General features: G+C 68.0%; 3 protein-coding genes. All 3 read right to left on the bottom strand.

Annotation, left to right across the window (positions count from 1 at the left end):
* Positions 1–30: 30 nt before the first annotated feature.
* Genes VHAB30_RS16470 through VHAB30_RS16460 form a run of 3 tightly spaced genes read right to left on the bottom strand, consistent with a single transcriptional unit; the run spans position 31 to position 13,050 of the window.
* Positions 31–1,713 (bottom strand): type I secretion system permease/ATPase, encoded by a 1,683-nt coding sequence (locus VHAB30_RS16470; RefSeq protein WP_159277765.1) that lies wholly within the window; start codon positions 1,711–1,713, stop codon positions 31–33.
* 31 nt (positions 1,714–1,744) lie between these two features.
* Positions 1,745–2,059: a hypothetical protein gene (locus tag VHAB30_RS16465; protein WP_159277763.1), complete on the bottom strand. Its 315-nt coding sequence runs from the start codon at positions 2,057–2,059 to the stop codon at positions 1,745–1,747.
* Positions 2,056–13,050 carry a peroxidase family protein gene (locus tag VHAB30_RS16460; RefSeq protein WP_159277761.1) on the bottom strand — a complete coding sequence of 3,665 codons (10,995 nt, stop codon included), beginning with the start codon at positions 13,048–13,050 and terminating at the stop codon, positions 2,056–2,058. Before VHAB30_RS16460 ends, VHAB30_RS16465 begins: the two co-directional genes overlap by 4 nt.
* Positions 13,051–13,500 lie beyond the last annotated feature (450 nt).

The raw sequence follows: 13,500 nt of genomic DNA, 5'->3' as shown, positions 1-13,500 counted from the left end.
GGGTCCTTGTTCGCAACGGCGGCGCGGCGCTCAGGCGGCCTTCTGGTCCACGATGGCCTGGGCCTGGCGCTGCATGTCGCGCATCACCTCGCTCGCCGGGCCGAACTGCTGGATGCGGCCCGCGGCGAGCACCAGGATCTTGTCCACGTGGGCGATCAGCGACGGGCGGTGGGTGACGACGACCGAGGTCACGCCCGCCTGGCGCAGGCCGCTCATCGCCTGGGCGAGTGCGACTTCCCCCGCGCCGTCGAGGTTGGAGTTCGGCTCGTCCAGGATCACCAGCTGCGGGTTGCCGTACAGCGCACGGGCGAGCGCGATGCGCTGGCGCTGGCCCGGAGAAAGCCGCGAGCCGTGTTCGCCCACCGGCGTGTCGTAGCCCTTCGGGAGGGTCAGGATCATGTCGTGCGCATTGGCGCGCACGGCGGCGGCAACCACCGCTTCGGAGTCCACCTTGTCCAGGCGCGCGATGTTGTCCGCCACGCTGCCGTCGAAGAGCTCGACGTCCTGGGGCACGTAGCCGATGTAGGGGCCCAGCTCTTCGCGCGGCCAGTACGACACGTCGGCACCGTCCAGGCGGACCTTGCCGCTGCTGGGGCGCCACACGCCCGTGAGCACGCGCGCGAGGGTCGACTTGCCGGCCGCGCTCGGGCCGACGATGGCCAGGGCCTCGCCGGGCGCCAGCGCGAAGACGATGTTCGAGAGCACCAGGGTGTCCGAGCCGGCCGCGCGGTACGAGATGTTCTCCGCGCTCAGGCGTCCTTCGGGGCGCGGCATGGCGACATGCGGCTCGGTGCGCTCGAAGTCCTTCGACAGTTCCAGCAGGCGCCCGTAGGCCGCCCGCGCCTCGATCAGCGTGCGCCAGCTGCCCACGAGCTGCTCCACCGGCTGCACCGCGCGGCCCAGCAGGATGCTGGTGGCGATCATCACGCCGGCGGAAGCCTGCTGGCTCAGCACCAGGTACGCGCCCAGGGCCAGCATGAGAATCTGGATGGCCTGGCGCGCGGCCTTGGTCCCGGCGGTGAACGCCACGGTGCTGCGGCTGGCGCTGGTCTGCATGGTCGCGATCTGGTCCTGGAGCGCCCGCCAGCGCACCAGCAGGCGCTGTGTCATTCCCAGGGCCTGCAGCACTTCGGCGTTGCGCAAGGAACTCTCGACGTATTGCGCGGCGCGTCGTCCTTCGTTCTGCAGGGTTTCGAGCGACCGGCGGCTGATGCGGTCGTTGAGCCAGGCCAGGCCGAGCATGAGGAGCGCGGAGAACGCAGCGCCCACGCCGAGCGCGGGGTGGAACATCCAGATCACGAACACGTACACGAACACCCAGGGCGCATCGAACACCGCGATCAGACCATTGGCGGAAAACACGGCGCGAAGCGCGGCCACGTCGCGGATTCCTTCTGTCCTCACGCCGCTCGGGGCGCGTGCGGCGCGCTCCACGATGGCGTTCACCACCGGTGGGGAGAGTCGCTCGTCCACCATGATGCCCACCACGTTCTGCAACCGGGTTCGCAGGTAGTCCAGCAGCAGCAGGATGAACAGCGCCACGCCGGTCCCGGCGAGCAGCACCAGCAGCGTTTCATGGCTGCTGGTCGAGATGACCCGGTCGAACACCTGCAGGGTGAAGAACGCGGGCACCAGGAACAGCAGGTTGATGAAGAAGGAGAACGCCGCGATGTACAGCAGCAGCGGTCGCAGTTCCATCCACAGGGTTTTCATGTGTGTCTCCTGTGGTTCCGTGGGGCGTTGCTCAGTTGACCTGCTGGTCCTGGGCCGCGGCCTGCGCCGCGGCTTCCAGCGACTTCACCCGCCGCACCAGCCGGTCGATGGTCACCATCTGCGCCGAGTAGGCGCGCGACAGTTGTTGGGTCGCGTCGCACAGGCCCTGGATGGCGACGCTCAGCTCGTCCTTCTTCGCGTTGACCATGCCGATGCGCGACATGATCAACGTCGCCACCTCGCGCGGGTCGGAGATGGAACGGGGGGCCTGCTGCGGGCTTGCGTTGTTTTTCTCGTCCATGTCGTTCTCCGTGGTCAAGGTCGTTGAAACGTCGGCGGTGCTCATGTCGACAGCACGAAGTCGGCCTGCGTGATGGTGTTCGTTCCCACCCCGTTCACACCCATCAGCAGGATGCTTTCCAGGCCGTCGAACTCGACCAGCGTGTCGGCGCCCAGGTCGGTGATGGACACGTTGGCGGCAAAGTTGCCGGCGTTGATCCCCATCGCGGAGATGTTCAGCCGGTCCTGCCCGTTGAGCAGGTTCCCGCTGGCATCGAAGCCGAGGATCGTGTCGTTGCCGAACCCCGGCGCGAACACGAAGACGTCGTCTCCCGTTCCGCCGTCCATGGTGTCGTTGCCCGTGCCGCCGGTCAGCCGGTCCGCGCCCGCCCCGGTGCTGAGGGTGTCGTTGCCGCCACCGCCATCCACCACGTTCGCGGCATTCAGGAGGGCCACGGGCGCGAAGCTGATGTTGTCGTTGCCCTGGCTGCCGATCACGTTCTCCACCGAGCTCAGCGTGTCGGTGCCGGTCTCGGCGCTGGTGGCGGAGGTCGGCGTGACCGTCGCACCGGCCGAGGTGGCGGACAGGTCGTAGGTGTCGTTGCCGATGCCGCCGGCGTAGCTGTCGTTGCCGTCGCCCACCGTGGCGATGAAGGTGTCTGCGCCCGCATCGCCGTCCACCGTGTCGCTGTCCAGCCCGCCCGTGAGCCTGTCGTCGCCCGCCTGGCCGTTGATGGTGTCGTTGCCCGAGCCACCCAGCACGATGTCGTCGCCGGCGCCGGCACTGATGGTGTCATTGCCGCCCTGGCCGTCGATGAAGTTCGCGCCGCCATTGACGACGATGATGTCGTTGCCCTGGCTGCCGATGATGTTCTCCATCGTGTTGAGCGTGTCGGAGCCGATCTGCGCGCTCGTGGCGAGGTTGACCGTCACCGTCGCGCCGGCCGTGGTGGCCGACAGGTCGTAGGTGTCCACCCCGGCCCCGCCGACATAGCTGTCGTTGCCGTCGCCGATCGTCGCGACGAAGCGGTCGTCGCCGCCGCCGCCGTTCAGTGCGTTGGCACCGGTGTTGCCGGTCAGCGTGTCGTTGCCGGCGCCACCGGTCACGTTCTCGATGTTCGCCACCGATTCGAAGCCCGTGGCCGTGCCGGTGGCCAGGTTCACGGTGACGGCCGTGGTCGTGGCACCGTAGCTCAGGGTATCGACGCCGCCCTGGAGGTCGGCCGTGACCGCCTCGATGTCGGTGACGGTGCCGCCCGCCAGGGACGCGATCGCCGTTCCCGTCAGCACCACCGCGAGCGTCTGGCCCAGCGCCGTGCCGGCGATGGTCAGCCGGTCGTTGGCACCCGCGCCGCCGTTGATCGTGTCGGCGCCGTCGCCGACGAGGTAGTGGAAGAGGTCGTCTCCCGCGCCGCCGCTGACCGTGTCGTTGCCGGCGCCGCCGGTGAGCGTGTCGTTGCCCTCGCCACCGGTCACGGTGTCGTTGCCGCCGCCGGCGTCGATGACGTCGTTGCCGCCCTGGCCGTCGATCACGTTCGCGCCGCCGTTGACGACGATGCTGTCAGCGCCCTGGCTGCCGATGAAGTTCTCGATGGAAGACAGCGCATCGGTGCCCGTCTGCGCGCCCGTGGCGGTCGTCGGGGTGATCGTCACGCCCGCCGAGATCGCGGACAGGTCCAGCGTATCGGTGCCGCCGCCGCCGGCGTAGCTGTCGTTGCCGTCGTTCACCGTCGCGACGAAGCGGTCGTTGCCGCCGCCGCCGTTGAGCACGTTGGCCAGCGCATTGCCCACGAGCACGTCGGCGCCATCGCCTGTCGTCACGTTCTCGATGCCGGCGATCGAGGTGAAGCCCGAGGCCGTTCCGGCCGTGAGGTTCACCGAGATGGCGGCGGCGCTGGTGTAGGTCAGCGTGTCCACGCCGGCCAGCAGGTCGGCCGTGACCGACTCGACATTGCTCACCGTGCCGCCGGCCACCACCGTGAGCGCGGTGCCGTTGTAGCTCACCGCGAGCGCGTCGGCCGCGGCCGTTCCTATGACGTTCAGGGTGTCCAGCCCCGCGCCGCCGTCGACGGTGTCCGTGCCTTCGCCCATCGTGTAGTTGATGGTGTCGTTGCCGGCGCCGCCGGCGATGCTGTCGCTGCCCGCGCCGCCGTCGATGAGATCGTCCTGGCCGAGGCCGTTGATGGCGTCCGCGCCGCCGCCGCCGAAGATCACGTCCTGGCCTTCAGTGCCCGTGAGGACCTGGGCGGCGTTGTTGGCCGCGATGAAGTCGCCCGTGACCACGGTGGCCGCGGAGCGCACCGTCTCGAGCGCGCCCGCATCGTCCGTGAAGCTCACCGTCAGGCGCAGTTCGCGGTTGACCTGGTCGGCGCCCGGCGTGAAGGTCGCCAGGGTGGCGCCCGCGATGGGCGTGAACCCGGCGCCGCCGCCGCCGACGCCCGTGTTGACGGCCTGTTCCCACTGGTAGCTGAAGACGGCACCCGTCAGCCCGTCCACGTCGCTGATGCCGAGGGTCGATGCCGTCAGCAGCTGGCCTTCGGTCGGCGTGGTGTCGCTGATCGTCGGCTGCCCGGTGGCCGCGGCGTTGAGGGCCAGCGGCGCGGTCGTGGCGGAGTACACGTTCTCCAGCACGTCGTTGGCGTCCTTGTAGACCGCCCGCACGCGCAGCGCCAGGCCGAGCTCGAAGGTCCGCGGCGTGAAGCTCGTGCCCGTGGCCCGGGCCACCTCGCCGCCGGCGTTCTCGATCAGGATGTCCTCGAAGATGCCGGGGCGGACCTCGGCCTGCCAGAAGTAGGCGATGGGGCCGGTGATCGCACCGTCGGGGTTGGTCGCGCTGACGTTGTCCGGATCGGTCACGCCCAGGGCCGACACGGTGAGGGTCGCGCCCAGGGTGGGCGTGGTGTCGCTGAGGGTCAGCTGGCCTTCGGGATCGAGGTTGAAGCCTTCTTCCGCAATGAACGCTGCGCCATCGGAGAACTGCAGGCGCTCGATGTTGCGCACCACGTCGATGCCGTCGGCGCCGGCCACGCCGTCCACCACATGGCTGATGCGCCAGACATCGTTTTCGAGGAAGGTGATCTCGTAGTTGCCGAAGACGTCCGAGAAGACGGCCGTGTCGAAGTCCGGCGCATCCGACATCAGGATCTCGCGGGCAATGGTGAGTTGACCCGGGTTGTAGGTGCCGTCGAAGACGCGCCCCTGCAGCTCGAGGTCGGTCATGGTGTCATAGCTCGCGATCTCGGCGCCCGTTCCGTCGGCGTTCTCCCGCACGCTGATGCGCACGTTCAGCCAGGCATCGCCATCGATGATGTCGTTGCCGCCGCGGCCCTCCAGCAGGTCGCTGCCGCCGCCGCCCAGGATGATGTTGCCGGCGAACGAAGTCACCGGCCCGTCCATCTCCATGCCGACACCGAGCACCTGGTCCAGGAGCTCCTGCAGGCCGTCGATGAGTTCGATGTGGGTCAGCACGCTGCCCGTGGTGCCCGACAGCGCCATCGCGGCCGCATCGTTGTCGTCGCCGCGCAGGACGTCGGCGTGCGCAGAACCCGACATGCCCTCGACCGAGGTGAACCGCGCCAGCACGGTCGCGTTCGAGATCGGCACGGGCGTCTCGTCGAAGGCGCGAAGGAACAGGTCGGCCGTGACGCCGAAGGCGTCGTCCTTGAACCCGGCCCAGTCGAAGCCGGAGCCGCCTTCGTAGCGGTCCACCTGGCCGCCGTTGCCGAACATGATGTCGTCGCCGCCTTCGCCGTCCATCCGGTCGGAGATCGAGTTGCCGATGAAGACGTCGTGGCCCACCACCTGGTCGCGGGCGAAGGCGTCGAAGTTCTCGCCGGCGCTGCCGTCGGCCATGCCTTTCTCGATCCAGTCGTCGCCTTCGTTGCCGAACACGAACTCGTTGCCGCGGGCGCCGAGGATGAAGTCGTTGCCCGTGCCGCCGAACGCCTCGGACGGGTCTTCACCGGTGACGATGAAGTCGTTGCCGTGGCCGCCCAGGATCAGGTTGATGCCGTTGCCGCCGTGGATGGCGTCGTTGCCGTCGCCGCCCTGCATGTTGTCGTCGCCACCCAGGTCCGTCATGATGTCGTCGCCGGCCCCGCCGAAGACGAAGTCGTTGCCGTCCCCGCCTTCGAGCCGGTCATTGCCGGCGTCGCCCCAGAGCGTGTCGTCGCCGATGCTGGAAATGATGGTGTCGTTGCCTGCGGTACCGCCCAGAACGACGTGGTCCTCACCGCTGTACTGCAGGTAGTTCGGATCGGCCGCTTCGGTGCCGGGGTTGTTGCGCAGCACCAGTGGCGTCAGGCTCCCCTCGGCCGTCGGATCGTCGCGCCCGTCGAGCCCCAGGCCCGTGAACTGCCGGGACGGGTCCACCTCCAGCGTGAACCCCGGCGTCGTGAAGATGTCGCCAGGCAGGTGCTCGACATCGGTGTTGGCCATCACCAGCCGGGCGAAGGAGTTGTTCTCCAGCTCGGTGAGGAAGTTCAGGCCCTGCGTGCGCTCCAGGTAGTAGAAGCGGTCGCCGTCCTGCAGCTTCTCCATCTGCTCCTCGAAGACGAAATTGAAGGTCGAGCCCAGCAGGCCGCCGAACGGCATCTGCTTTTCGGCCAGGCCGCCGATCCACAGGTCGATGTCGTCGACGCCGGTGGTCGTGATGCCGGCCTCGTCGGCGTAGGCATTGCGTCCGTACAGGAAGTCGAGCCGGTCTTCCGGCGCACCGATGCCGCCGTAGACCAGCGCCACCGCCGCCGCGCGCTTCTCGATCAGGGTGTCGGCGGCGGCCAGGCTGGCGTGCACGCCGTAGGCCGCAATGAAGTTGACCACCGAGGCTTCATGCTTGATGTGCTGCATGAAGTCGACCCAGTTCGCGTAGGGCTTGAGCTGGCTGTCGCCGGTCACGCCGTAGAAGTCGCGCCGCGCGGCGTTGAGTGTCGGCACGCCGGTGTCGCGCCCGCGCACGATGTTGATCGTCGCCAGGTCGAGCGGCAGGCCGAGCAGGTTGTTGCGCAGGGCCTCGGTCACGAACTCGTCGATCTCATTGCCCTGTTGCCGCGTGAGGCCGCGCGCGAGCGCGCCGGCCGCTTCATCCGCCGTGATGCCGCTGGCGGCGAACGCGAGCGGATTGAGGAAGGCCTCGATCAGCCCGAGCTGCTGCGTGGGATCGGCCGTGCCGCCGATCACGTTGAAGTCGACGTCGAAGCGGTCCACCGTCTCCGTCAGCATCGAGTGGCCGAAGCGGTACACGGTGTGGGCGAACTCGGCGACGATCGATGGATCGATCTCGGTGTCGTAGACCTGGGTGGCGGCAAAGAAGATGTCGATCTGCGGCTGCACCTTGCGCGCGAACTCCTCGAACACCAGGTGCTGGTACTGCATTTCGGTGCCGAAGCGGGCGGCCTGGAACAGGCGCTCGCCGTCCCACGAGCCATCGGGCAGGTGCCATTCGGCAATGAAGGCCGCGTCGCCCGACGCCATGATCACCGCCTTGGTGTGTTCGACCAGCCGGTTGTGCTCGGCGTGGAACACATGATGAATGCTGGTCAGCGCGATGTTTTCGTTCACCCGGCCGTCGCCGGCGATGTAGTGCGCGTCGAGCAGTTCGTCGTCGTAGAAGCCCGCGGCCGGTGTGCCGCCGATCTGGTCGTCGGCATCGGCCGTCAGCGCGACGCCCTGGCTGTTCACCGGGTTGGCGGTGTGGGCGATGTCGGCCAGGAACACGTGGCCCGTGCGCACGGCCAGGCTTGCATCGATCGGCGCGCCCGGCGAGCCCGAGGCCAGCGTGCCGCCGGCCTGCAGCACGATCTGCGCGAAGCCGGTCACCGGGTCGGGAATGAAGTTGCCGTACTCGTCGGCCGCCAGCAGCGGCAGGTTGAGCGCGTCGGCATTGTCCAGCGCGATGCCCAGCAGGTCGCGCGCCTGCGCCTTGACCACCGCCCAGGTGGCCATGCCGCCCAGCTCGATGTCGTCGGCCGTGCCGAAGAGGCCGTCGGCACCGAGGTCGCGGTTGGTGATCAGCCGCCCGGTGGCGACCGGCTTGCCGTCGGCGTTGAGCTCATAGGCGCGCAGGAAGACCTGGTGCGAGGGGTGCGACGTGTAGGTCTGGTTCTGGTCGATGAAAGGCGTCGTGAGGTTCGTGGCCTCGTGCGTGGTGTCGTCCGCGGTGCCCATGACGCCGTCGGCGCCGGGTCCGGCAACCTGGGTGGCGCGCGTCAGCACCAGGAAGTTGCTGTTGCTGCCCGACACATAGAGCGGGTCGTCGGGCTGCAGCGGGACGAAGATGGTGCCGTTGCCGCCCTTGGCCACGAGGTCCAGGCCGTGGTCGAAGAACTGGCCGAAGAAGGTCATGAAGGCGTTGAACGGCGCCGACAGGCCCTCGTCCGGCGCGGTGTTCGGAATGACCAGCAGGGTGCCGACGGGAATCGCCACGCCGTCCAGGTCGTACAGGACACCGTCCACCAGCGTGCCCAGGCCCGCGTCGACGAATGCGCTCACCGCCGCCGGGTTGTTGCTCGTCATGTCGACGATCAGGTTGCTGATGATGCGCGGGTCGGCGTCCACCACATTGCCGCTGGGGCCGTAGTCCGTGTTGGTGAGCGTGCCTCCCGGGCCGAGGTTGATGCTGTCACCGTCCTGGTCGTTGCGGAACACCGGATCGACCAGGCGCGGGAACACCTGGTCCGCGGCGCCAAAGCCGGACTGGCCCTGCACCAGGTTGTTGTAGGAGCCGTCCACCGTGCGCAGGCCCAGCGGTGCGCGCGCGTTGTCCAGGATGTCGGTCAGCGCCTCGCCGCTCGCATGCCGCTCCGAGATCTTGATCTGCTCCAGGATGAACTGCAGGTCGGACTGCAGGAAGCGCACGCCCGCGCTGTCGACCAGCGCGGAGGAGGGCGGGGGCGCCGGCGGCACGACGGCCGCCACGCCGGTGACCGCCGCGGTGGGCGTGGAGTACACGGTTTCCAGCACGCCGTCGGCATCGCGGTAGACGGCCCGCACCCGGATGGCCAGGCCGTCGAAGGGCGCGGTGACCCGGAAGGTCGTGCCGTTCACCGTGGCGGGCTGGCCGCCGCCCAGGTCGATGATGTCGCGGAACACGCCCGGCGCGCGCGTCGGGTCGGCCTCGTACTGCCACGTGTAGCTGATCGGCCCGGTGACGGTGCCGCCAGGATTGTCCGCATCGGTGAGGGCGGCCGACACGCTCAGGAGCTGGTTGATCTGCGGCGTGTCGTCGCTGATCGTGACCGAGCCGCCCGGTGCGTTGTTGCTGCCGGACAGCAGCTGGACGGCGTCGGAGAACTGCAGCCGCTCGATGTTGCGCAGGATGTCGGTGCCGTCGGTGCCGACGTTGTCGGTGACGGTGGTGCGGCCGTCGGCGCCGGTGGTGACGGTGTAGTTGGCGCGCAGCCCGGAGAACATCGCGGTGTCGTAGTCGGCGCTGTCGGACATCAGGATCTCGCGCACGATGCTGAGCTGGCCCGGGTTGATCTCGCCCGAGAGCATGCGCGGCACCAGCTCCTTCAGGCTGTCGACGCTGGTGAGGCCGGGCACGCCCGAGACGGCGATGCGCACGTTGAGCCAGGCGTCGCCGTCGATGATGTCGTTGCCGCCGCGGCCCTCGATGAGGTCGCTGCCGTCGCCGCCCAGGATGATGTTGCCTTCGCCGAACGAGGTCATGCCCGCGGGCAGCAGGCCTTGCAGGCCGTCGATGAGCGCGATGTTGGTGAGCACGCTGCCGGTCCAGCCGGCCTGCAGGATCTCGACGGCGTCGGCGTCGTCGCCGCGCAGGAAGTCGGCGAAAGCCGATCCCGACAGGCCTTCGGTGAAGGCGAAGCGGTCCATCATCGCGGCGTTCGAGTTGACCACCGGGGGCACCACGAAGTCGTTGACGATCATGTCGGCGGTCACGCCGTACTTGTCGAACTTGTAGCTGGCCCAGTCGAAGCCGGAGCCGCCGTCGAAGTGGTCTTCGCCGTCGGAGCCGGTGAAGATGTCGTCGCCGCCTTCGCCGATCAGCTCGTCGAAGCCGCCGCCGGAGATCAGGACGTCGTTGCCGATGACGCTGTCTTGCACGAGCGGGTCGAAACTGTCGCCCGTGGTGCCGTCCTGGGTTCCCAGCTCGATCCAGTCGTGGCCCTCGTTGCCGAATGTCGGCAGGTTGCCCTTGCTGCCCAGGACGAAGTCGTTGCCCTGGCCGGCAAAGACCTCGGAAACGTCCTCGCCGGTGATGATGAAGTCGCTGCCGTCCCCGCCGATGATGAGGTTCGCGCCGTTGCCGCCGTGGATGACGTCGTTGCCCTCGTTGCCCTTGAGCACGTCGTCGCCGCCGCGGTCCGTGATGATGTCGTCGCCCGCGCCGCCCTCGACCTGGTCGTTGCCGTCGCCGGACTCGATGCGGTCATTGCCGCCATCGCCGTAGACGGTGTCGTCGCCGATGCTGGCGATCAGGGTGTCGTTGCCGGCGGTGCCGCCGAGCACGACGTGTTCGTCGCCCGTGTAGCGCAGGTAGGTGGTCTCCACGGCCGCGGTCGTGGGATCGTCACGGATCACCAGCGGTGTGAGTTCGGTGCCGCCCTCGGTCGGGTCGCCGTGGCCGTCCACGCCGATGCCGGTGAACTGGCGCAGCGGGTCGACTTCGAGGATCAGGCCCGGGGTCGAGAAGATGTCGGCCGGCAGGTGCGTGGCGTCGGTGTTGAGCATCACCAGCTTGGCGAAGGTGTTGTTCTCCAGTTCGGTGAGGAAGTTGAGGCCGGCCAGACGCGAGAGGTAGTAGAAGCGGTCGCCGTTCTGCAGCGCCTCCATCTGCGACTCGAAGACGAAGTTGAAGGTCGAGCCCAGCAGGCCGCCGAAGGGCATCTGCTCTTCGGCCAGGCCGCCGATCCACAGGTCGATGTCGTCCACGCCCGTGGTGGTGACACCGCCGACCATCGCGTAGATGCCCGTGCTGTTCAGGAAGGCGAGCCTGTCTGCTTCGTCTGCAACGAAGCTGCGCTCCGCGGCCGTGCCGGCGTTGAGAACCACGGTGCCGCCGAAGACGAGTGCGGCCGCCACGGCTCGCTTCTCGGCCATCGTGTCGACGTCCGCGGCGGTCAGCGCGCCATGCGTGCCGTACGCCGCAATGAAGTTGATGACGGAGGCCTCGTGCTTGAGGTGCTGCGTGAGGTCGACCCAGCTCGTATAGGGCTTGAGCTGCGGGTCCGCGGTCGAGGTGTAGAACTCCCGCCGCGCTTCGTTGAGCGTGGGAATGCCGGTGTCCCGGCCGCGCGCGATGTTGATGGCGGCGAGGTCCAGCGGCAGGCCCAGGAGCTGGTTGCGCACCGCGTTGGTGACGAACTCGTCGATCTCGTTGCCCACCTGCCGGGTCATGCCGCGCACGATGGCGCCGGCCGCCTGCTCCGGTGTCAGTGCGCCGTCGTTGTTGAACCCGATCGGGTTGAGGAAGGCATCGACCAGCGCGAGATCGCTCGACAGGAAATTGGGGTCCAGCCGGTCCACGGTCTCGGTCAGCATCGTGTGGCCGACGCGGAAGACCGCGTGTGCGAACTCGGCGACGATCGCCGGGTTGATCGTCGTCTGGTAGTTGGTTTCGGCCAGGAACTCGTCGACGGCCGGCTGCATCTTGCGCGCGAACTCTTCGAACACCAGGTGCTGGTACTGCATCTCCGTCGCGAAGCGCGCGGCCTGGAAGATGCGCTCGCCGTTCCATGAGCCGTCGGGCAGCTGCCATGAGGCGATGAACGCAGCGTCGCCGGTGGCCAGGACGGTGGCCTTGATCTCTTCGGCCTGCCGGTTGTGCTCGGAGTGGAAGACGTGGTGGACGGAGGTCAGGGCGATGTTCTCGTTGCCGCGGCCGTCGCCGGTGATGAAGTGACGGTCCAGCAGCTCGTTGTCATAGGTGCCGGGTTCCGAGAGGCCGACGGCCGAGTCGCTGTCGGGCGCCAGCACTCCGCCCACGAACACGGGCGCCGCGGCATGCGCGATGTCGTTCAGGAAAGCATGGCCGGTGCGAACGCCCACGCTGGCGTCGAGGGGCGCGCCGGGCGTGCCCGAGGCGAGCCCGTTGCCGTCCGGGTCCAGCGGCCCGCCGACGTCGGCGGCTCGCAGCACGATCTGCGCGAAGCCGGTCACGGGATCGGGAATGAACTTGCCGAACTGGTCCGTCGCCAGCAGGGGCAGGTCCAGCACGTCGGCGTCGTCGAGCTGGATGCCGAGCATCAGCGCCTGCGCCTTGACCTGGGCCCAGTTGGCAAGGCCGCCGTCGGTGCCATCGAGCAGGCTGCCCGTGGCCACCGGACGGCCGTTGGCGTCGAGCACGTACTCGCGCAGGAACACCTGGTGCGAGGGATGCGAGGTGTAGGTCTGGTTCTGGTCGACGAAGGGCGTGGTCTGGTTGGTCTGGTCGCCGTTCGCATCGCGCGTGGCGCGCGACAGGATCATGAAATTCGGGGCGCCGGGGGCCGTACTGAACAGCGGATCGTCCGGCTGCAGCGGCATGAAGATCATCTCGGTGCTGCTCTTGTTGACCAGGTCGAGGCCGTGGTCGAAGAACTGGCCGAAGAAGGTGAACCATGAATTGAAGGGCGCCGAGAGGCCTTCGTCGGGGCTGGTGTTCGGAATCTCCAGCAGCGTGCCGGGGGGAATGACGACGCCCTGGAGGTCGTACAGGACGCCGGCTGCGTCGAGCGTTCCGAGGCCCGCGGCCACGAAGGCGCTCACCGCCGCGGGGTTGTTGCTGGTCATGTCGGCGACCAGGTTGCTGATCAGCCGCGGGTCGGCATCGACCACGTTCCCGGCGCTGCTGTAGTCCGTGTTGGTGATCCCTGCGAAGGCGTCGTCCTGCTCGTTGCTGTAGGTCTGCGGCACCAGCTGCGGGAACGGGTTGTCTGCGGAGCCGTAGTCGCTCTGGCCCGGCATCAGGTTGTTGTAGGACCCGTCGACCGTCCGGAGGCCGAAAGGCGCAAAGGCGTTCGGGACGAGGCTCGCGGGGTCCGCTCCCGCTGCTTGTGCTTCCGCAATGAGAATTTGTTGAAGAATGAATTCGAGATCGGACCTGATCAGCGTGGCCATTTCTATTCTCCTCAAGACGAACGACTTTCAATGCAGCCCCGGTCCCGCCTACATGGCGAAAAGGCTCATGTAGCGTGGCTCAGGAGTGACCGCGCGCCTGGAATTGCCAGCCGCGGGTTTTTCGAGGAAGTGATGCAGCGCGTGACCCGGTGGCGGTCACGCCTGGGGAGCGGCTAGGGTCGTCGTCGGCCGCTCAGGCACCGCAGCGGGGCGGTGCAGCAAATATCCATTGCGCGATGCCGGTCAGGCGCGATGCCGGCATGGAGATGAAGCCCGCATTTCATGCGGACCTTGATTCGACACTTGTTCATGCGATACCCCCACCATGGATCCTGTCAAAAAGAATCTAGGTCGGCGCGCCGAAAGTCGTTGCCGCTTGTAAGCGGACGGCAACCGGTGGTCGATTGGTTGTCTTCGAAAACGAAGGTGCTAATTATGAGAGGCCATCTT

The organism is Variovorax boronicumulans, from assembly GCF_009811375.1.
GTDB lineage: Bacteria > Pseudomonadota > Gammaproteobacteria > Burkholderiales > Burkholderiaceae_C > Variovorax > Variovorax boronicumulans.
This window is presented reverse-complemented; position numbering and strand designations above follow the sequence as displayed.

Excerpts from the sequence above, each read along its gene's own strand:
- VHAB30_RS16470 (WP_159277765.1), bottom strand. The coding sequence starts at position 1,713 with ATGAAAACCCTGTGGATGGAACTGCGACCGCTGCTGCTGTACATCGCG.
- VHAB30_RS16465 (WP_159277763.1), bottom strand. The coding sequence starts at position 2,059 with ATGAGCACCGCCGACGTTTCAACGACCTTGACCACGGAGAACGACATG.
- VHAB30_RS16460 (WP_159277761.1), bottom strand. The coding sequence starts at position 13,050 with ATGGCCACGCTGATCAGGTCCGATCTCGAATTCATTCTTCAACAAATT.